17 protein-coding genes and 1 pseudogene are annotated in these 20,293 nt (G+C 73.6%); 10 read left to right on the top strand and 8 right to left on the bottom strand.

What is annotated here, in order from left to right:
• Window positions 1-44: 44 nt before the first annotated feature.
• Both ACGFT1_RS16925 and ACGFT1_RS16920 read right to left on the bottom strand, forming a co-directional pair.
• A complete protein-coding gene (locus tag ACGFT1_RS16925) occupies window positions 45-3,419 on the bottom strand; it encodes a pyruvate carboxylase (RefSeq protein WP_373909746.1) in 3,375 nt (1,124 codons plus the stop codon).
• A gap of 315 nt (window positions 3,420-3,734) precedes the next feature.
• Complete coding sequence (locus ACGFT1_RS16920) at window positions 3,735-4,724, bottom strand: hypothetical protein (protein WP_373909745.1); 990 nt, start codon at window positions 4,722-4,724, stop codon at window positions 3,735-3,737.
• A 376-nt stretch (window positions 4,725-5,100) separates the two neighbouring features.
• Between ACGFT1_RS16920 and ACGFT1_RS16915 the strand changes: the two genes are divergently transcribed.
• The 7 genes from ACGFT1_RS16915 (at window position 5,101) to ACGFT1_RS16885 (ending at window position 12,147) form a co-directional block, all read left to right on the top strand.
• On the top strand, window positions 5,101-6,900 hold the full coding sequence (locus tag ACGFT1_RS16915; RefSeq protein WP_373909744.1) for an ATP-binding protein: 1,800 nt from the start codon (window positions 5,101-5,103) through the stop codon (window positions 6,898-6,900).
• Entirely contained in the window at window positions 6,897-7,304 is a 408-nt protein-coding gene (locus ACGFT1_RS16910; protein WP_356822699.1) for a roadblock/LC7 domain-containing protein, read from the top strand. The genes ACGFT1_RS16915 and ACGFT1_RS16910 overlap by 4 nt, the downstream gene beginning before the upstream one ends.
• Before the next feature lie 11 nt (window positions 7,305-7,315).
• Complete coding sequence (locus ACGFT1_RS16905) at window positions 7,316-7,663, top strand: DUF742 domain-containing protein (RefSeq protein WP_356822701.1); 348 nt, start codon at window positions 7,316-7,318, stop codon at window positions 7,661-7,663.
• The gene (locus ACGFT1_RS16900; protein WP_373909743.1) at window positions 7,644-8,270 is read left to right on the top strand and encodes an ATP/GTP-binding protein; all 627 of its coding nucleotides are present in this window, start codon (window positions 7,644-7,646) and stop codon (window positions 8,268-8,270) included. Before ACGFT1_RS16905 ends, ACGFT1_RS16900 begins: the two co-directional genes overlap by 20 nt.
• The gene (locus ACGFT1_RS16895) at window positions 8,267-9,478 is read left to right on the top strand and encodes a cytochrome P450 (RefSeq protein WP_373909742.1); all 1,212 of its coding nucleotides are present in this window, start codon (window positions 8,267-8,269) and stop codon (window positions 9,476-9,478) included. The genes ACGFT1_RS16900 and ACGFT1_RS16895 overlap by 4 nt, the downstream gene beginning before the upstream one ends.
• A gap of 101 nt (window positions 9,479-9,579) precedes the next feature.
• Window positions 9,580-10,806 carry a cytochrome P450 gene (locus ACGFT1_RS16890; protein ID WP_373909741.1) on the top strand — a complete coding sequence of 409 codons (1,227 nt, stop codon included), beginning with the start codon at window positions 9,580-9,582 and terminating at the stop codon, window positions 10,804-10,806.
• Between the two features lie 351 nt (window positions 10,807-11,157).
• Window positions 11,158-12,147, top strand: a complete 990-nt coding sequence (locus ACGFT1_RS16885; protein ID WP_373909740.1) for an aldo/keto reductase — start codon at window positions 11,158-11,160, stop codon at window positions 12,145-12,147.
• 344 nt (window positions 12,148-12,491) lie between these two features.
• On the opposite strand, the gene ACGFT1_RS16880 is transcribed toward ACGFT1_RS16885, so the two are convergent.
• From ACGFT1_RS16880 to ACGFT1_RS16870, 3 genes are read right to left on the bottom strand one after another with little or no spacing between them, the layout of a single operon-like run.
• A complete protein-coding gene (locus tag ACGFT1_RS16880) occupies window positions 12,492-13,223 on the bottom strand; it encodes a metallophosphoesterase (RefSeq protein ID WP_373909739.1) in 732 nt (243 codons plus the stop codon).
• Window positions 13,220-13,495, bottom strand: coding sequence for a BON domain-containing protein (locus ACGFT1_RS16875; RefSeq protein WP_373909738.1), 276 nt, complete (start codon window positions 13,493-13,495; stop codon window positions 13,220-13,222). Before ACGFT1_RS16875 ends, ACGFT1_RS16880 begins: the two co-directional genes overlap by 4 nt.
• On the bottom strand, window positions 13,492-14,178 hold the full coding sequence (locus ACGFT1_RS16870) for a hypothetical protein (RefSeq protein WP_373909737.1): 687 nt from the start codon (window positions 14,176-14,178) through the stop codon (window positions 13,492-13,494). The genes ACGFT1_RS16875 and ACGFT1_RS16870 overlap by 4 nt, the downstream gene beginning before the upstream one ends.
• 233 nt (window positions 14,179-14,411) lie before the next feature.
• Between ACGFT1_RS16870 and ACGFT1_RS16865 the strand changes: the two genes are divergently transcribed.
• Both ACGFT1_RS16865 and ACGFT1_RS16860 read left to right on the top strand, forming a co-directional pair.
• Window positions 14,412-15,560 (top strand): PP2C family protein-serine/threonine phosphatase, encoded by a 1,149-nt coding sequence (locus ACGFT1_RS16865; RefSeq protein WP_373909736.1) that lies wholly within the window; start codon window positions 14,412-14,414, stop codon window positions 15,558-15,560.
• Window positions 15,561-15,738: 178 nt separating this feature from the next.
• Window positions 15,739-16,545 (top strand): annotated as a pseudogene (locus ACGFT1_RS16860) (glycerophosphodiester phosphodiesterase family protein).
• 67 nt (window positions 16,546-16,612) lie between these two features.
• Here the strand turns inward: ACGFT1_RS16860 and ACGFT1_RS16855 are convergent.
• The 3 genes from ACGFT1_RS16855 to ACGFT1_RS16845 all read right to left on the bottom strand — a co-directional run bounded on the left by ACGFT1_RS16855 (window position 16,613) and on the right by ACGFT1_RS16845 (window position 19,191).
• Window positions 16,613-17,113 carry a hypothetical protein gene (locus ACGFT1_RS16855; RefSeq protein ID WP_373909735.1) on the bottom strand — a complete coding sequence of 167 codons (501 nt, stop codon included), beginning with the start codon at window positions 17,111-17,113 and terminating at the stop codon, window positions 16,613-16,615.
• Window positions 17,114-17,437: 324 nt separating this feature from the next.
• On the bottom strand, window positions 17,438-18,253 hold the full coding sequence (locus ACGFT1_RS16850; RefSeq protein WP_373909734.1) for an SAM-dependent methyltransferase: 816 nt from the start codon (window positions 18,251-18,253) through the stop codon (window positions 17,438-17,440).
• A 62-nt stretch (window positions 18,254-18,315) separates the two neighbouring features.
• Window positions 18,316-19,191 (bottom strand): helix-turn-helix domain-containing protein, encoded by an 876-nt coding sequence (locus ACGFT1_RS16845; protein WP_373909733.1) that lies wholly within the window; start codon window positions 19,189-19,191, stop codon window positions 18,316-18,318.
• Window positions 19,192-19,500: 309 nt separating this feature from the next.
• On the opposite strand from ACGFT1_RS16845, the gene ACGFT1_RS16840 reads away from it, so the two are divergent.
• On the top strand, window positions 19,501-20,202 hold the full coding sequence (locus ACGFT1_RS16840) for an ATP-binding protein (RefSeq protein ID WP_373909732.1): 702 nt from the start codon (window positions 19,501-19,503) through the stop codon (window positions 20,200-20,202).
• Window positions 20,203-20,293: the final 91 nt, after the last annotated feature.

Below are 20,293 nucleotides of genomic sequence, written 5' to 3'. Positions count from 1 at the left end.
CGCCCCGGTGCCGGGCTGCGCGGGGCGGGTCGGGGCGGGTCGGGTCAGGTCAGTTCGGCGAGGAGGTCGCCGCCCTCGACCTGCTGGATGCGGTTGATGGCCAGGCGGGACACCCGGCCCGCCTTGGGGGCGGTGATCGTGGCCTCCATCTTCATCGCCTCGATGGTGGCGATCGTGGCACCGGCCGCCACCTCGTCGCCCTCGGTGACCGCGAGGGTCACCACACCGGCGAAGGGTGCCGCGACATGGCCGGGATCACTGCGGTCGGCCTTCTCCGTCACGGGAAGGTCGGAGGCCGCGGCCCGGTCGCGGACCTGGATGGGCCGCAGCTGGCCGTTGAGCGTGGACATCACGGTCCGCAGACCGCGCTCGTCGGCCTCGCCGACCGCCTGGAGCTCGATCAGCAGCCGGACGCCGGGCTCCAGGTCGACGGCGTACTCCTTGCCCGGGCGCAGGCCGTAGAAGAACGCCTTGCTGTCCAGCACGCCGGTGTCGCCGAAGGTCTGCCGGTGCGTGTCGAACTCCCGGGCCGGGCCGGGGAACAGCAGCCGGTTGAGGGTGGCCCGGCGGTCCTTGGCCAGCCCGTCGCGGTCCTCGGCGGACAGCTCGGGGACGGGCTTGGCCGCGGCCCGGCCCTGGAGCGCCTTGGTACGGAACGGCTCCGGCCAGCCACCGGGCGGGGTGCCCAGCTCGCCGCGGAGGAACCCGATCACCGAGTCGGGGATGTCGAACCGGTCGGGGGTCGCCTCGAAGGCGTCCGGGGAGACGCCGGCGCCGACCAGGTGCAGGGCCAGGTCGCCGACCACCTTGGAGGACGGGGTGACCTTGACCAGCCGGCCGAGGATGCGGTCGGCGGCGGCGTACATCGCCTCGATGTCCTCGAAGCGGTCGCCGAGACCGAGGGCGACGGCCTGGGTGCGCAGGTTGGACAGCTGGCCGCCGGGGATCTCGTGGTGGTAGACGCGGCCGGTCGGCGAGGCGAGGCCCGCCTCGAACGGGGCGTAGATCTTCCGGACGCCCTCCCAGTACGGCTCCAGGTCGCCGACCGCCTGGAGGTCCAGGCCGGTGGGCCGCTCGGAGTGGTCGGTGGCGGCGACGATCGCGGACAGCGACGGCTGCGAGGTCGTACCCGCCATGGAGGCCACCGCCCCGTCCACCGCGTCGGCGCCCGCCTGGATCGCGGCCAGGTAGGTGGCGAGCTGGCCGCCGGCGGTGTCGTGGGTGTGCAGGTGCACCGGCAGGTCGAACTCGCGGCGCAGCGCCGAGACCAGCTTGGCGGCGGCCGGGGCGCGCAGCAGGCCGGCCATGTCCTTGATCGCCAGGACATGGGCGCCGGCGCCCACGATCTGCTCGGCGAGGCGCAGGTAGTAGTCGAGGGTGTAGAGCCGCTCGGCCGGGTCGTTGAGGTCGGCGGTGTAGCAGAGCGCGACCTCGGCGATCGCGGTGCCCGTCTCCCGTACGGCGTCGATGGCGGGCCTCATCTGGCCGACGTCGTTGAGAGCGTCGAAGATGCGGAAGATGTCGATGCCGGTGGCGGCGGCCTCCTGCACGAAGGCGTCGGTGACCTCGGTCGGGTACGGGGTGTAGCCGACGGTGTTGCGGCCGCGCAGCAGCATCTGGAGGCAGATGTTGGGGACGGCCTCGCGCAGGGCGGCCAGCCGCTCCCAGGGATCCTCGGCAAGGAAGCGCAGCGCGACGTCGTAGGTGGCGCCGCCCCAGCACTCCAGGGAGAGCAGCTCGGGCAGGGTGCGGGCGACGACCGGGGCGACGGCGAGGAGGTCCTTGGTGCGCACCCGGGTGGCGAGCAGGGACTGGTGGGCGTCGCGGAAGGTGGTGTCGGTGACGCCGATCGTCGGCGACCGGCGCAGGTGGCGGGCGAAGCCCTCGGGGCCGAGTTCCACCAGTCGCTGCCGCGATCCGGCGGGCGGCTCGCCCGCGGGCAGCGGCGGCAGCTTGGTCAGCGGGTCGAGCACGTCGGGGCGGGCGCCGTGCGGCTTGTTGACGGTGACGTCGGCGAGGTAGGTGAGCAGCTTGGTGCCGCGGTCGGCGGAGGAGCGGGACGTCAGGAGGTGCGGGCGCTCCTCGATGAAGGAGGTGGTGACCCGGCCCGCCCGGAAGTCGGGGTCGTCCAGGACGGCCTGGAGGAAGGGGATGTTGGTGGCCACGCCCCGGATGCGGAACTCGGCGACCGCGCGCCGGGCCCGGCCGATCGCGGCCTGGAAGTCCCTCCCCCGGCAGGTGAGCTTGACCAGCATCGAGTCGAAGTGCGCGCTGATCTCCGTGCCGGCGTGGGTGGTGCCGCCGTCGAGCCGGATGCCGGAGCCGCCCGGCGAGCGGTAGGCGCTGATCCGGCCGGTGTCCGGGCGGAAGCCGTTGGCGGGGTCCTCGGTGGTGATACGGCACTGCAGGGCCGCGCCGCGCAGGGTGACGGTGTCCTGGGACAGGCCGAGGCCGGCGAGGGTCTCACCAGCGGCGATCCGGAGCTGGGCCTGGACCAGGTCGACGTCGGTGACCTCCTCGGTCACGGTGTGCTCGACCTGGATGCGCGGGTTCATCTCGATGAAGACGTGGTTGCCGTCGCGGTCGAGGAGGAACTCCACGGTGCCGGCGTTGCGGTAGCCGATCTCGCGGGCGAAGCGGACGGCGTCGGCGCAGATCCGGTCGCGCAGGCCCGGGTCCAGGTTGGGGGCGGGGGCCAGCTCGATGACCTTCTGGTGGCGGCGCTGCACCGAGCAGTCCCGCTCGTACAGGTGGATCACGTTGCCCTCGCCGTCGGCGAGGATCTGCACCTCGATGTGGCGCGGGTCGACGACGGCCTTCTCCAGGAAGACGGTCGGGTCGCCGAACGCGGAGGCGGCCTCGCGGGAGGCGGCCTCGATGGACTCGCGCAGCTGGGCCGGCTCCGCGACGCGGCGCATGCCGCGCCCGCCGCCGCCGGCGACCGCCTTGACGAAGACGGGGAAGCCGATCTCGTCGGCGGCGCGCACCAGTTCGTCCACGTCGTTGGAGGGTGCGGAGGAGCCCAGCACGGGCACTCCGGCGGCGCGGGCGGCGGCGACCGCGCGGGCCTTGTTGCCGGTCAGCTCCAGCGTGGCCGCGTCCGGGCCGACGAACGTGATGCCCGCCTCCTCGCAGGCGCGGGCCAGTTCGGGGTTCTCGGACAGGAAGCCGTATCCGGGGTAGACGGCGTCGGCGCCGGCCCGGCGGGCGGCGGCCACGATCTCCTCCACGGAGAGGTAGGCCCGTACGGGATGCCCCGGCTCCCCGATCTCGTACGCCTCATCGGCCTTCAGCCGGTGCAGTGAGTTGCGGTCCTCGTGCGGGAAGACGGCGACGGTGCGCGCGCCCAGTTCGTAGCCCGCCCGGAACGCGCGGATCGCGATCTCTCCACGGTTGGCGACCAGCACCTTGCGGAACATCCTGGATTCCCTTCAGCTGCCTGCCGGCGACGAACACCCTGGTGTCGGCCACGCCTGCCGTATCTCGCGGCCACCCTAGGGGGTGTCCGCGCGGGTCGAGGTGCGAAAACCATCACATCGACGGGGTGGCCGCCGCCACACGTCCGCGCCGGCCCGGTCCCGCCGGGGGTGGTCACCACCTCACCAGTACAGCAGGCTGCGGCCCGGCGCAGCAGCCGGTGGCCCTGGGGCCTGCCGTCCGGATCATGCCGGGCGCGCGGGTCCTGGCACCGCGCCCTGATCCGGCTTGATCCGGCCTGATCCGAACGGAAGACCCTAGCGGTCGGCGCACGGCGCCGGAACCTTCGACAGGGTCCTTGCGGGCTGTTCGGCGGGGGCGGACGGGGACGCGGGAGCCGGCACGGTGTGGATCGGCTCGGGGGCGAGGCTGGGCTCGGGGCCGGGGCCGGGCTCGGGGGCGAGGACCAGGGTGGGAGCGGGGGCCGTCGGGGTCCGGGTGGGAGCGGGTTTTGTCAGGGTCTCCGTGGAAGCGGGGGTCGTCAGGGTCCGGGGGGCGGGTGAGCGGTCCACCGCGTGGGCGGCCAGGGACCGTACGACGGCGCGCAGCCGCTCGCCGCGGCCGTGCAGGAGCCCGAGGACGATCGCCCCGCCCACCGCGACCAGGTGCTCGCGGCCGGCCAGGTTGGGCACGGCGATGGACTCCCACACCATCGAGCCGCCGGTCATCGTGAACACCACGGGCGCGCGCCGGATCACCGCGAGGTAGGTGAACAGGCCCACGACGGCCGCGGAGGGCCCGGTGTCGAGGACTTGCCCGGCCTCGGGTGGCAGACCGAACCCCCACCAGCCGGGTCCCAGCGCGATCATCAGACGGGCGGTGAGGGTGCCGGCCAGGGTCGTGGCGTAGGCGACCGCCAGGGTCCGGGCCCGGCCGAGGGTCAGTTCGGCCCAGGCGAAGGCGAGGAACAGCTGGGTGATGCCCGCCCACACCGGAAGATCGAGGGCGGGGACGTACAGCGACACGGGGGTGCGCAGCAGGGACAGCCACAGCGGCAGGTCGGCCTGGACGCCGCCGAGCCGCCGCACCCACACCGCTCCGATGGGGTGCTGGGCGATGTCGTGGAAGAAGACGACTCCGGCCGCGGCGACGAACGCCAGCAGCAGCCCGGACAGTCCGCGCCGCGCGAACTGCCGCACGGGATCGACGACGATGGCCTGCCACTCGCCCCGCAGTGTGCGCCCGGTGAACCGGGCGAACCGTACGAACAGTGAGCGGAACGGCCCGGCGTGCGGTTCAGTGGTCATGAGGCACGGCAGCCCATCGCCTTCGCTTCCCCCGTCATCTCCATCGCCCCTTTCACCTCGCTCCCGGTGGTCCGGCGGGGCGAGGCGTTTGTCCGTCCTGCGTCCGTTTCAGGCGCCATCGTATAGATGTGCGGATCTCCCCCGGCCGACCCACCCCTGCCCGTCTACCCCCGAACGCACCCGAGTTCACGGTGAACCCACGTCTGTGACCGTCCAGTTCCTGGAACGGACAGGGAACCTTTCTGTTTCGATCACGAATTCTCGTATAGTGACCGCCAGTTCACCACCGGTGTCACCACTCACCAGCCGTACGCCTCCCGACCGCACGTCTCCCAGCCCCACTGCCCGCATCTGCCGCGAGGACCAGACCGGACCGATGACCGCGCCCACGCATCCCGGCGAACGACCTTCCCTCCGCACGTTCGTGTCCGCCCTCGCCGTGACGGCGGTGCTGTCGGCGCTCGTGGTCTGTACGGCCGTGGCGATGGCTCCCGGCTCGGTGCGCTCCCCGCTCGCCTGGGGCGCCGGCGCGGCGGCGGTCGTACTCAGCGCGGCGGTGGCCACGGCCGCGCACGCCCTGCAGAGCGCCAGGGACACCCGGCGCAGGCTGGAGGGCGCCACCCAGGACATCGGGCGACTGCTCCAGCAGCAGGCCCGCGTGACCGAGGAGGCGCGCCAGGAACAGCAGCGCCTCATCGACGAACTGGCCCGGCAGCGGACCGAGTTCACCGAGTCGTTCGCGGCCGAACGCGCACGCCGGGAGGAGGAGGCCGCACGGGAGCTCGACCGGCTCGGACAGGACAACATCCGGCTGTCCCGGGAGTTGGACCTCGCCCGCCGCGAGCGGGCCGCCGCGGTCTCCGCGACCTCCAACGCCGCCGCCCGGATGCAGGCCCTCGCCACGGCGACGCTCGCCGACCTGCGGGCGATGGAGGAACGGCACACCGACGAGGACGTGCTCGCCGACCTGCTCCAGCTCGACCACCGCACCGCGCAGGCCGGCCGGCTCGCCGACTCCATCGCCGTCCTCACCGGGGCCCGGTCGGGGCGCCGATGGGCGCGGCCGATCGGGATGGAGTCCATCCTGCGCGGCGCGATGGGCCGGATCGCCGGGTACCGGCGGGTGCGGGTGCACTCCGTCAGCGAGGCCGCCGTCGCCGGGCACGCCGCCGAGGGGGTGATGCACGCCCTCGCCGAACTCCTCGACAACGCCGCGAACTTCTCGCCGCCCAACGCCGAGGTCCACGTCTACGTCGAAGAGGTGCCGGCCGGTGCCATCGTCTCCGTGGAGGACAGCGGGCTGGTGATGGGCGAGGTCCAGCTGCGCCGCGCCGAGCGGGCGGTCTCCGGTGACGTCTCGGAGCTCGGCGGTCTGACCGGCACCCGGCTGGGGCTGGCCGTGGTCGGCCGGCTGGCCCGCAAACACGGCCTGAAGGTGTCGTTCCGGCCGTCGGCGCGGGGTGGCACGGGCGTGCTGCTGCTCATCCCGCAGGACATCCTCACCGGCCCCTCCCCGGCCGGTCCGGCCACGCCGGCCGCTCCGGCTGCCACGGCCGCTCCGGCTGCCACGGCCGCTCCGGCTGCCACGGCCGCTCCGGTTGCCACCACGGCTCCGCGCCAGGAGACCGGCACCCCGGTACGGGCGCAGGCGCCGGCCGCCGTGGACGCCGCCCCGGTCCACGAGTCCGCCGCGCCGCCCCAGGAGGGCCCGGCCGGGCTGCCCAGGCGCCGCCGCGGCCGTACGCTCGCCGAGGCGGAACGCGCCCGGTCCGCGCAGGGAGCCGCCGGAGCCCGCACCGCGCCGGGCACCGACGAGGGCAGGACCCGCGCCGCCCGCTTCAGCAGCTTCCGCCAGGCGGTACGGCCGTCCGCACCCGGCACCCGCCGGCCCGGTCCCGCACCCGCACCCGCACCCGCACCCGCACACCAGGGTCCGGCACGGGACGAAGGCAACGGGAAGCCACTCCAGGACGACCACGCCTCCGGCTCCGCGCACTCCGTGGCGCCGGACGACCTGACCGCCGTACCCCCTGAGAGGCCCGCGCCCGGCAGCGCTCCGGCGGGGGACTCCCCGCAGGACACCGCCGGCCCCGGCGCCCCGGCCGCTTCCTCTCATCCGCACCAGCACGAGCACGAACACCAGCACCAGCACCCGGAAGGCGACTCCACCTCATGACCGGCCCGACCACCGCCGACGACAAGCTCACCTGGCTCCTGGAAGGCCTGCTGGAGAAGACCCCGGGTGCCCGGCACGCGCTCGTGCTGTCCCGGGACGGGCTGAAGCTGTGCCGGACGCCGGAGCTGAGCGTCGACCAGGCCGACCAGCTCGCCGCGATCGCGGCCGGCATCCAGTCGCTGTCGCACGGCGCGTCCGTGGAGTTCGGCGACGGGAGCGGCGGCGTGCGCTCCGCGATGGCGGAGTTCTACGGCGGTGTGCTCTTCATCGTGGAGGCGGGCGCGGGTGCCCATCTGGCGGTGATCGCCGCGGAGGACGCGGACGCCGGGGTCGTCGGCCACAACATGAGTGAACTGGTCGAGCAGCTCGGCGCCTACCTGACCGCTCCGCCCCGCACCTCATGAGCCGTCCGGGCATGAACCGGCCGGGCCGGGACGACGCCCCCGACCGGCTGTACACCCTCACCCAGGGGCGCAGCGGCACCGGCCCCGACACCCCCTTCGACCTGGTCACCCTCGTGGTCGCCGAGTCGGAGCCGGTGGCCGGCATGCAGTCGGAGCACGTGGCGATCCTGAAGCTGACCCGGTCCCCCACCTCGGTGGTGGAGATCGCCGCCGAGCTGCGGCTGCCCGTGAGCATCACCCGGGTGCTGCTGTGCGACCTGCTCGCGGCGGGCCGCGTCAGCGCCCGTCATCCGCACCGGCCGGCCATAACCGACCCCGACATACTGGAGCAGGTGCTCGTTGGACTCCGCAACCTCTGACGCCCGCACCCCGTTGGGTGCCTCCGCCGACCAGGGTTTCAAGATCGTGGTCGTGGGCGGTTTCGGCGTCGGCAAGACCACGCTGGTCCGTTCGGTCAGCGAGATCCGTCCCCTCACCACGGAGGAGACCATGACCCGGGCCGGTGAGTCGGTGGACGACATCCGCCAGGTGCGCGGCAAGTCCGCCACCACGGTCGCCTTCGACTTCGGCCGGATCACCCTGGACGCGCGCAACGTGCTGTACCTGTTCGGCGCACCCGGCCAGGAGCGGTTCTGGTTCCTGTGGGACCAGTTGTTCGCCGGCACGCTCGGCGCGGTCGTACTGGTGGACACCCGCCGCATCGACGACTCCTGGTACGCGATCGACCGGCTGGAGCACCACGGCACGCCGTTCATCGTGGCCTGCAACGACTTCGGCGGCCCCGTCCGCGCCGGTGCGGACGTCCGCGAGGCCCTCGACCTGGATCCGCGGGTGCCGCTGCTCGACTGCGACGCCCGTTCCCGGGAGTCGGGCAAGCAGGTGCTGATCACGCTGGTGCAGCACGTGAAGAACCGGTACGCCGACCCGTCCGCGCGGGCGGGCCTGCCCCGACAGGAGTTCGTGTGACCACCCCCGACGCCGTCCCGCTCAGCGGATCCCGGTTCCAGACCGAACCCGCCCGTCTCCACCGGGAGATGCGGCGCGACCACGGCTCGGTCGTACCGGTGCTGCTCGACGGTGACATACCGGCCTGGCTGGTCCTCGGCTACCGGGAACTGCACCAGGTCACCGGGGATCCGGCGCTGTTCAGCCGGGACTCGGGCCTGTGGAACCAGTGGGAGAACATCCCCGCGGACTGGCCGCTGCTGCCGATGATCGGCCGCGGACAGCCGTCGATCCTCTACACCGTCGGCGAACGGCACCGGCAGCGCGCGGCGATGGTCGGCAACGCGCTGGAGGCGGTCGACCCGTCCGAACTGCGGCGGCACGCCGAGCGGTTCGCGGACGAGCTGATCGACGCGCTGTGCGGCGAGGGCGAGGCCGACCTGATCGCGCAGTACGCGATGCTGCTGCCGGTACGGGTCCTGGCCCGGCTCTACGGCTTCCCCGACGAGGACGGCCCGGGGCTGGTCACCGCCCTGAACGACATGATCGACGGACGGGAGCGAGCCCTCGCCGGGCAGTCCCATCTGGCCTCCTCGATGAGCCGGTTGCTCGCGGAGCGGACGAAGGAGCCCGCCGACGACGTGGTCTCCCGGATGCTCGCCGACGACAGCGGGTTCAGCGACGAGGAGATCGTGCAGGACCTGATGGTGATGCTCGCCGCCGGCCACCAGCCGACCGCCGACTGGATCGGCAACTCGCTGCGGCTGATGCTCACCGACGACCGGTTCGCCGCCTCGCTGTTCGGCGGTCGGCACAGCGTCGCCGAGGCGATGAACGAGGTGCTGTGGGAGGACACGCCCACACAGAACGTGGCGGGCCGCTGGGCCGCCCGGGACACACACCTCGGCGGCCGGCGGATCCGGGCCGGCGACCTGCTGCTGCTCGGCCTCCAGGGCGCCAACTCCGATCCGCAGGTGCGCACCGACGCCTCCGCGCTGACCGGCGGCAACAACGCGCACTTCTCCTTCGGTCACGGCGAGCACCGGTGTCCGTTCCCCGCGCAGGAGATCGCCGAGGTGATCGCGCGGACCGGGATCGAGGTGGTCCTCGACCGGCTGCCGGACATCGATCTCGCGGTTCCCGCCGACTCCCTCACCCGTCGGCCCTCGCCCTGGCTCGGGGGTCTGACCCGGCTGCCCGTCCGGTTCACCCCCGTACCCGCCCTGTGATCCCGGGCCGCCTCGGCCGGCCCGCTTCTCGCGGCGGGGACCCGGGGGCGGCCCCCGGGACAGGCGCAGTACCCCGACCCCGCCCTGGAAGGCACGTCACGATGACGACCGGTACCGAAGCACCCCGTATCGCCCTGGACCCCTTCGTCACCGACCTGGACGCCGAGAGCGCGGCGCTGCGCGCGGCCGGCCCCCTCGCCGCCGTCGAACTGCCCGGCGGCGTCCCGGTGTGGGCCGTCACCCGCCACGCCGAGGCGAAGGCACTGCTCACCGACCCGCGGCTGGTGAAGGACATCAACGTGTGGGGTGCCTGGCAGCGGGGTGAGATCCCCGCGGACTGGCCGCTGATCGGGCTGGCCAACCCGGGGCGTTCCATGCTCACGGTGGACGGCGCCGACCACCGCCGGCTGCGCACCCTGGTCGCGCAGGCGCTCACCCCGCGCCGGGTGGAGCGGATGCGCGGGCGGATCGAGAAGCTGACCCAGGACCTGCTGGACGCGCTGCCCACGGACGGCTCGACCGTCGACCTCAAGGCGGCGTTCGCCTACCCGCTGCCCATGTACGTCATCGCCGACCTCATGGGCATCGACGAGGCGCGGCTGCCCCGGCTGAAGGTGCTGTTCGAGAAGTTCTTCTCCACCCAGACCCCGCCCCAGGAGGTCGTGGCGACCCTCACCGAGCTGGCGGGGATCATGGCGGAGACGGTGGCGGCGAAGCGGGCCGAGCCGGGCGACGACCTGACCAGCGCACTGATCCTGGCCTCTCAGGACGGCGACCGCCTCACCGACGAGGAGATCGTCTCCACGCTCCAGCTGATGGTCGCGGCGGGCCACGAGACGACGATCTCGCTGATCGTCAACGCCGTCGTCGGCCTGTCCACCCACCCGGAGCAGCGCGCCCTGGTGCTGTCCGGCGGGGCCGACTGGCCGGCGGTGATCGAGGAGACCCTGCGCTACGCGACCCCCACCTCCCACGTCCTGATCCGGTTCGCGACCGAGGACGTGCCGGTCGGTGACCGGGTGATCCCGGCCGGGGACGCGCTCATCGTGTCGTACGGCGCGATCGGCCGCGACGAGCGGGCGCACGGCCCGACCGCCGGGGAGTTCGACATCACCCGTGAGCCGTCGGCCCGTCACCTCTCCTTCGGGCACGGCCCGCACGTGTGCCCGGGCGCCGCGCTGTCCCGCCTGGAGGCGGGGGTCGCCCTGCCGGCCCTGTACGCCCGCTTCCCCGGCCTGGAACTGGCGGTGCCCGCCACACAACTGCGCCACAAGCCGGTGGTCACGCAGAACGACCTGTTCGAGCTGCCCGTGCGGCTTGATCCGTAGTCCGGCACGGACACACGAGCGACTGCTGGGCGTCGGGGCCGTCCGGGGGTGGCCGGCGGGTGTGGCGGACGGGACGGGTCTGACCGTCCCGGCCGTCCGCACCGTCCTTGCCCGCGGGACCTGCCGATGGTCACGCGGAACGACCTGTGCGGCTCGCTCCGTGGTGCGGCACGGAGCGGGCTTGACTTCGAGCGCGCTCCAGCTCGTAGCGTCGCGGACAGCAGGCGCGCAAGAGGCCGTCCGGCCCCGGTGTCCCGCACGGGATGCCAGGTGCCGGAATCCGTCGCTAGATGGAGGAAGGCCCACGTGCGGTGCGGAAATGACGATCGAGTGTGCAGGAAGGGATCTCCCATGCAGCAGCGCAGGCTAGGAAACCTCCAGGTATCGGCCATCGGGCTCGGGTGCATGGGGATGTCCGCCTTCTACGGCTCCGCCGACCGGGAGGAGGGGATCGCGACCATCCGGCGCGCCCTCGACCTCGGTGTCGACTTCCTCGACACCGCGCAGGTGTACGGTCCGCTCACCAACGAGTCACTCGTCGGCGAGGCGGTCAGGGGGCGTCGCGACGAATACGTGATCGCCACGAAGTTCAATTACCGGATGGACGACGCCGTCCCCGGCGACATGAGCACGGTCGGCCGGCAGGACGGCTCGGCCGAGCACGTCCGCAGCTCGGTCCACGGCTCGCTCCAGCGGCTCGGCACCGATCACATCGACCTGTACTACCAGCACCGGGTCGACCCGAACGTCCCCATCGAGGAGACGGTCGGCGCACTGGGCGAGCTGGTCGCCGAGGGCAAGGTGCGCTACATCGGGCTGAGCGAGGCGAGCGCGGAGACCATTCGGCGCGCCCACGCCGTGCATCCGGTGACCGCGGTGCAGAGCGAGTACTCCCTGTGGTCGCGGGACGTGGAGGCCGAGGTGCTGCCGGTCTGCCGGGAGCTGGGCATCGGCTTCGTGCCGTACTCGCCGCTGGGCCGCGGCTTCCTCGCGGGCCGCTTCTCCTCGCCGGAGGAGCTGGACGAGAACGACTTCCGCCGCACCAACCCGCGCTTCACGGACGCCAATCTGGAGGCGAACCTGCGGCTGGCGGCGAAGGTGAAGGAGATCGCCGCGGAGAAGGACGTGACCCCGGCGCAGCTGGCCATCGCCTGGGTGCTGGCCCAGGGCGAGAACCTGGTGCCGATCCCGGGCACCAAGCGGCGCACCTACCTGGAGCAGAACGCCGCCGCGGCCGGCATCGAACTGACGAAGGAGGACCTGTCCCGCATCGACGCCGAGCTGCCGCGGGCGGCGGGCGAGCGGTACGACGAGGCGGGGATGCGGACGGTCAACCGCTGACACGACGGGCGTGGGGCGCCGTCGGCCGCCGGACGCTGCGGGGTGCCGGGCGCCCTGCGGCTCTGCGAGGAAGCCCACGCGGGAGCGGGAGTGACACCGCCAGTGGGCTGATCGAGGTGCGGACCGGGTAAAGGCCGGCGGCGGTGACGAGGAGCCGTCCGTCCCGTCCGTCAGCGGCGCTGGTTCGGTCGGCGCGAACCTGCTGGCGCGCCGCCGCGGCGAACCGGTGCCGGTGGCGCCGACGGCTCGGGACTGCGCCGTGACCGGCCGGGAGTTTCCGGGCACCGCGGCCCGAGCGGCCGGCCCGCGTCACACCGGCCGGCCGTCCGGGTGCGGGGCCCGCCTCATTCCTGCCGCCCGGGCAGGTGGTACACGTGGAAGGCCTGCCCGATGACCGGCTGGGCCACATTGCGCACGCGGACGCCGCCGCTGGTCATCCCGTGTTCGGTGCCGGCGTGGGCGTGGCCGTGCACGGCGAGGTCGGCGCCGCCGGTGTCGATGGCCTCCGCGAGCAGGTAACTGCCGAGGAACGGATAGATCTCCAGCGGTTCCCCGGCGAGGGTGTCCGGTACGGGCGAGAAGTGGGTCAGCGCGATGCGCACGTCGCAGTCCCGCTGCTCCAGGTCCTTCAGGGCGCCGTGCAGACCGTCGGCGCACCGGCGGGTGTAGCGCACGAACTCCTTCATGAGGGGTTCGCCGAACTCCCCGGCGCAGCGTCCGACGAAGCCGCCGCCGAAGCCCTTGGTCCCGGCGATCCCGATCCGCGCGCCGTCGGCCTCGACGACGGCGGCCTGCCCCTCCAGGACGTGCGCGCCCGCGTCCCGCAGGATCGCGGTGACCTCTTCGGGGCGCTCGTCGTGGTGGTCGTGGTTGCCGAGTACGGCGACGACCGGCACCCCGAGGTCCTTGATCTCCCGTGCGACGACGGCGGCCTCCTCCGGTGTGCCGTGCCGGGTGAGGTCGCCGGCGAGCAGCAGGACGTCGGCGCACTCGGGCAGCGTCTCGAAGGAGGGGCGCAGGGTGCCCTGGCTCTCGGGACCCATGTGGATGTCCCCGACGGCCGCGACGCGGATCATGTCAGGTCCTCTCCGTGGTCGGGTGAGGTGGTACCCGCGACGAGCAGGTCGCAGTGGACCGGGTGCCCCGCCAGTTCCTCGCGGGCCAGCCGGAGGATCTCGTCCCGGCACTGGGTGGACGGCACGGTGCCGGTCAGCAGGACGGCGTCGCCGCGCATCTCGAGCCGGACGCCGAGTTCCCCGAGGTTTCCGGAGGCCAGGTGTTCGGCGAGGTGGGCGACACGGTAGTCCAGGTTCCCGGCCGTCGGCGGGGGCGGGCTGGTCTCGGTCATGACTGCCCCTCCTGGGCGTCGATCACGTTCAGCCGTTCGAGGAGGAAGAGGAACGCGGCGGCCATGGGCTGGTCGCCGCAGGCCGCGCGGACGTCGTCCCAGTCGACCTTCTCGCGGACGGCGCGGGCCACCGGCAGGACCGACCCGAAGTCGCAGTAGTGCTCCGAGAAGGCGCTGATCAGACTGCGGATCAGGTCGGTCGGGGACAGCACGGGCATGAGCACCGAGTCGACCGGCAGCACATGGGCCCGGTCGAGCATCTCCCGGGTGACGGGCCGGTGGGCCAGCGAGAAGATGATGTCGACGTTCTGCCCGTGACAGGTCGTCTTCAGCAGCCAGTCCTCGGGCGGGGTGAGCACGGCGAGGCCGGCCTCGCGGATGGTGGCGGCCACCGCGTCGGCGTCGTCGGGCAGCACGCAGAAGTCGGCGTCGTGCTGGAGATAGCGGCTGCCGCCGTGGGCGTAGACGGCCACGCTCCCGGCCAGCGCGAAGGGGTGGCCCGCCCGTTTGAAGAGGGCGCCGATCTGTTTGGCGGCCTCCAGGATCGCCTGGCTGCGGTCGTGCGGCAGGTCCGCCGGCTCGGGGGCGGGCCCGCCCTGCTGATCCGGTCCGTCCGTGGCCAGGCGGAGCCCGGAGGCCTCCGGTCGCCGGGCGGGCACGGCTTCCTCCCCGTTGTGCGTCATGACCTCTCCATTCGGCGCCTCTCGCCCCGGGCCGGCCTGATCGGCTCCAGGGCTCGTACGGGTACCCGGCGTACCGCCACCGACACGGCGGCACCGGAAGGTTCAGCCCTCCGCCACGAGCGCCGGGGTCACGGCGGCGAGGGCTGCCCCGGCAAGGGGCGGCCGGTGTCCGCCCGGCCCGCTCGACCCGCGGCGAGTGGCCGCCCGACCGGCCCGGGAGCACGCTGGTAGGCATGGCATCCCGGCTCGGGCGCGCGGGTCCGCGGCGACCGTGGCAGTCGGCCCACGCGCTGCTGCTGCTTCCGGTCGTGCTCATCGTGGTGATCATGGTGGTGGACATGCGGGCCCCCGACGACGTCCACCTCGGGCCGGCGCTGGTGATCGCGCCCGCGCTCACCCCTTCCTTCGCCGGGCCCCGGACCACCGCCGGCGTCGGGGCGCTCGCGGTGGCCGCCCAGATCGTCATCGGTGTCACCCACGGCGGGCTCGGCACCACGAACCACGTCGTGCAGATCATCACCCTCACGGTCCTCGTGGTGCTGACCGTTCTGTACAGCGCCCTGCGCGAGCGCCGCCAGGCCCAGCTGGCCCAGGTCCGTACGGTCGCCGAGGCCGCGCAGCACGTCCTGATGTGGCCGCTGCCCGAGCAGATCGGCCCGCTGCGGATCGCGTCGCTGTACCTGGCCGCGGAGGACGAGGCACAGATCGGCGGAGACCTGTACGCGGCGACCCGGTCCGGCGGTGCGGTCCGCGTCCTGATCGGTGACGTCCGTGGCAAGGGACTGTCCGCCATCGGGGAGGCGGCCCTGCTGCTCGGCGCCTTCCGGGAGAGCGCCCACCGGCACCTCCCGCTGGCCGAGCTGGCCGGCGCCCTGGACCAGAGCGTCACCCGCTACGCGGCCGAGCTGGACCCCCCGGAGGAGGCCGGCGAACGGTTCGCCACCGCGCTGCTCGTGGAGATCCCGGACCGGGACCCGGTGACCCGGATGACCAGCTGCGGCCACCCGCCGCCGCTGCTGCTGAGCCCCGGTCACGTCGTCACGGTCCCGAGCCTGCACCCGTCGCCGCCGCTCGGAGTGCACGCCGGTGACGAGCACACGCTGGACGTCTTCTCCTTCGAGCCGGGCGACACCCTGCTGCTGTACACCGACGGGGTGGTGGAGGCGCGGGACGAACGCGGCCGGTTCTATCCTCTCGCCGACCGGGTCGCGCGCTGGACCGACGACAGCCCCGAGGCACTGATGCATCATCTGCGGCGCGATCTGCTCGCCCACGCCGGGGGGCGCCTCGGTGACGACGCCGCGCTCATCGCCCTGCACCGCACCCGCGCCGAACGCCACCAGCACCACGGCCACGGCGGCGGCCCGGCCCGGCAGGGCTGAGGGCCCGCGTCCGGCTCCCCTTGCGCCGATGTCCCTCCCGGCGGGTGGCCCGCCCCGCCACGGTGTCGCGAGAATCTGCGGCGCGCGCTCCGGCCCCCGTGCCCGACGGCGACACCGTGTACGCGTCCCGACCGCAGCGAGGTTCCCGATGCCCTTACGACTCCCGCCCGTACGGCGCCTGCCGGTACGGCATCTGCTCGCCGGTCTGGCCCTGGTGCCGGCGCTGCTGTCACCGGTGGCCGCGCGCACCGTGCCGGGCGGCCCGCCGGCGGCGCGCTTCGACCTCCAGGCCACCGCGGTGGCCTCGGCCTGACGACCGAGGAGTCCCTGGAGGGCTTCGGCAAGGCGATGCGGCTCGGGGTGTCCACGCTGGAGCTGGACACCCAGGTGAGCCGGGACCTGAGGGTCGTGGATCGAGACCAAGGTGAAGGCGGGTGCGCCCGAACAGACCGCGCCGCGCGGGGTGTTCGTCCGCCGCGTGTACGAGGAGATCCACCGCTCGGGCCTCGGGCGGCAGGTCGCCATCCAGTCATTCGACTGGGGCGCGCTGAGGGTGATGCACCGGCTGGCGCCGAAGTGGCCGTCGGAGGCGCTGACCGATCACGATTTCCTGGAGGTCGGCAAGCCGGGCGCGTCCCCGTGGCTGGGCGGGATCGACGCGGACGACTACGGCGGGGACTTCGTCCGGGCGGCGGCGACGCTTCCCGGCGTCACGCCCCTCTCCCCCGACTACGGCTTCCCGCAGACCGGGAAGGTCGGGGACCCCCGATTCCGGTTCTACTCCGACGCGGCGATGGTCACGGAGGCGCACGCCCGCGGGCTGAAGGTGGTTCCGTGGACCTGCGACGACCCGGCGACGGTGGAGGCGCTGATGGACCTGGGGGCCGACGGGATCATCACCGACTACCCGGACCGGGTCCGGCAGATCATGGCCGCTCGCGGCATGCCGCTGCCGCGGTCCTTCTTCCCGCACGGTCGCGGCTGACCGGTGCGGCGGGCGTGGGGCCCGCCCCGAAGGGGGCGGGGCGGGGCCGCACGCCCGGTGCCGCCGGTCAGCCGACCGGCTTCAGACGGGTGATCTTCAGGGTCTTCAGGTCCGACTGGACGTCGATCCGGCTGACCGTGGGGTGCGCCCCGTCGCTCCACGTGAGCGTGACCCGGCTGGTGGCGTGGCCCGCGCCGGAACCGGTGTAGGCCACCTTCCACTTCACGGGCACGTTCTGCGCGAAGAGGATGCCGTCGGCGTGTTCCTTCTTCTCGTAGGCGGCGACCGCCTTCTTGGCGGCGGCGGAGAGGTGGAACCCGCGCAGGGCCTTGGCGCTCGCGGCGGCGGTGGGGTCGTCGGTGGCCCAGACGGCGTCGATGTAGGCGCCGTAGAAGTCGGCCACGTGCTGGGTGGCGTTGCGCGGGTCGCCCTGGGCGGAGGACACGGCGGCGGCACGGGTGGTGTGGCTCGCGCCCGCCCCCGCGAGGGCGGGCGTCACCGCGGCCAGGGTGAGGCCCGCGGTGAGCGCCGCGGCGGTGAGCAGGGTCTTACGGCTGCGGATGGACATGTGTCTCTTTCCCCCGGTTTCTTCGCGACCGGCCCGATCCCGGCCGTCGACGGAACGTAAGACCTCGTTTTCCGCGGTCCGGTTCCACCGCCCGGCGAATCGGTTCCGGCCGTCTCCCGCGGGTCACCGGCGCGCCGGGCCACGACCGCGCCGCGGTCGGCCGGCGCCGCGGTGCCGGCGCGGCGGCGGTGCCTGCGCGCGCTGGGTGTCACGGGTGGCGTGCGGGGGGGGCTCACGGTGTCGCCCGGGCGCCCGCCCGGCCCGTCGTACGGGCGGGTCGGGGCCGGGGTCCGGGAGGTGGGTCGGACCCCGGCCCCGGGTCTGTCACGGCTTGCGGGCGACCGCGCCGTACATCGCGATGTCCTCGTCCCGGATGCCCTTCTCACCGGTGCCGTCGGGGTGCCACTTGTGCACCTGGACGATGCCCGGCTCGACCAGTTCCAGGCCCTCGAAGAACGCGTGGGCCTCGTCCAGGGTGCGCAGCCGCATCGGCATGTTGCGGGCCGCGTACTCGCGGGCGACGCGGCCCACCTCCTCGGGCGCGAAGTCGGCGGTGCCGATGGACATCGCCAGATAGCTGCCGGACGGCAGCGGTTCCAGCAGCCGGCGGACGACACCGACCGCGTCGTCCTCGTCCAGCATGAAGTGGACGATCGCGATGACCGTGAGCGCGACGGGCCGGCCCAGATCCAGGGTCCCGCGCAGCTCGGGAGCGTCCAGGATGGCGGACGGGTCACGGAAGTCGCCCTCGATGTACGAGGTCCGGCCCTCCGGGGCGCTCGCGAGCAGGCCCTGGGAGAGGGTGAGGACGATCGGGTCGTTGTCGGCGTACACGACCCGGGACGCGGGGGCCACGGCCTGGGCGATCTCGTGCAGGTTGGGCGAGGTGGGGATGCCGGTGCCGATGTCCAGGAACTGGCGCACGCCCGCCTCCTCGGCGAGCCAGCGCACGGCACGGGTCATGAAGTCGCGGTTGGCGCGCATGTGCACCGGGAGCGCGGGCCACTCCCGGGACATCGCGTCACCGGCCTCCCGGTCGGCGGGGTAGTAGTCCTTGCCGCCGAGTATGTAGTCGTAGATCCGGGCGGAGTGGGCGTTCTCGGTGTCGATGCGGTCGGCCGGCCATCCGTTGTCGGGCAACGCCGTGTCTCCCATTCGATCGGTGGGTCTGCGAGGGGCGGGGAATCGCGTCACGGGCCGGATCACAGCTCCTCACGCAACGCGCCGAGCAGGGCCTCGGTCTTCCGCGCGGGCGCGGCCTGCGCGCTCAGCCGGTCCAGGGCCTCCCGGTACACCACGACGTCCTCGGACTTGTCGAGGTAGACCGCCCCGACGAGTCCGCTGAGGTAGGCGATGTCGGGCAGTTCGCGGGCCCGGAAGCGGAACAGGTGGAAGGCGCCGGCCCGCAGGGCGGGATGGGGGCCGTTGCGGAACGGCATGAGCTGCACGGTGACCTGGGGCAGCCGGCTGACCTCGATGAGGTGGTCGATCTGCGCGCGCATCACCTCGGGGCCGCCGACCGGCCAGCGCAGCACGGTCTCGTCCATCACCACCCACAGCCGCGGCGGTGCCGGCCGGGCCAGCAGCTCCTGGCGGCGCATGCGCAGCGCGACCCGGCGTTCGGTGGCCTCGGCGGACGCGTGCGGGGTGGCCGCGGTGAGCAGGGCGCGCGCGTAGTCCTCGGTCTGGAGCAGGCCGTGCACGAACTGGTTCTCGTACACGCGGATCTGCAGGGCCGCCTGTTCCAGGCTGAGGTAGGCGGCGAACCAGTCGGGCATGACGTCGCGGTAGGTGTGCCACCAGCCGCGCTTGTTGGCCTCGCGCACGGACTGGAGGAAGGTGTCGATCTCCTCCTGGTCGGTGACGCCGTAGACCTGGAGGAGTTTCTCGGCGTCCGCCAGCCGCAGCCGGGCGACCTTCGCGGCCTCCATGCGGCGGATCGTGGAGTGGCTGACCCCGATCGCCGCTCCCGCCTCGGCGTAGCCGAGTCCGGCCCGGGTGCGCAGTTCCTCCAGCTGTCTGCCGAGGATCATGCGCAACACGGAAGGGGCGCCGCCCCAGTCGGTCTCCGCGGTCACGCCCACCCCCTCGTCCGGTGCCCGGGTCACGTTCGTACGCGATCGGTTTCCCAGCCCATTCGATCACGTTCTGGCGGATGCAGCATGCACGTGGCTACTTGCAAATTTCAACTTGCTGGTTGCGGGGTGTTGTTGGCAGGTGCCAGAGTGGGCCCACCGCTCCGGTCGACCAAGGAGCGGGCGGCGCGGCCGGCTTGGGGGAGACGGGCCGCACCACGGTCTCCACGGAGTCGGTGTGCCGCTCGCAGCTCCGTGGCCGGGCCGACGGTGACAACCCCCGACAAGCGAGGCCACGAAAGGCGCACGGCGATGGCTCCGCCCACCCTCCCCCGACCGCCCGACGACCGGGGACCGGCCCGACCTCCCTGGCAGCAGGCGCCGTTGCTCCTGTCCGGGCCGCCGCCCGAACACCGTGCGGCGGACACCGAGGCACCCCTGCGCCGGCCACCGGACGGCGAGCAGTCCCTGTGCCGGCTGCCCGCCCCGGCCGGCCTCCCCGGCCCCGGAGGCGAGCGCCCCGGTCGACTCCCCGGGCCCGACGGCCCCGACCGGCTCGCCTCCGGGGCACCCCTCGCCGCCACCGCCGCCTGCGATCCGCCGGCAGCGGTCCGCCGCGGCACCGCCGCCTTCGATCTGCCCGCCCTGCCGGCGTCCGTGGGCACCGCCCGCCATGTCGTACGGGACCTGCTCACCGCCTGGAGCGTGCCGGAGGCCGCCCGGGACGACGTGGTCCTGGTGGTCTCCGAGCTCGTCACGAACGCCCTCGTGCACGCGGCGGGTGACTGGATCGGCTGCCGGCTGGCCGCCGCGGCGGACCGGGTGCGGATCGAGGTCGAGGACCAGGCCAACGGCGGCCCGGCCCTGCCGGCGGTCCGCCGTCCCGGTCCCGACGACCCGCACGGGCGCGGCCTGCTCCTGGTCGGCACGCTGAGCCACGACTGGGGAGTGACGGCCGTCCCCGGCCGGCGCGCCCGCGTCGTCTGGGCGGAACTGCCGTCCGGCCGCGCCTGACCCCCACACCCCGCGGACACGCCCCCGGACCGTCCCCCACTCGTCCGAAGGAGCCCCCCATGCGCCACACCGCACCCACCTCCACCCCCGC

This window comes from Streptomyces sp. Y20, assembly GCF_043195475.1.
In the GTDB taxonomy this organism is placed as follows: domain Bacteria; phylum Actinomycetota; class Actinomycetes; order Streptomycetales; family Streptomycetaceae; genus Streptomyces.
The sequence above is the reverse complement of the archived record's forward strand: the minus strand, read 5'-3'. Positions and strand labels throughout refer to the sequence as shown.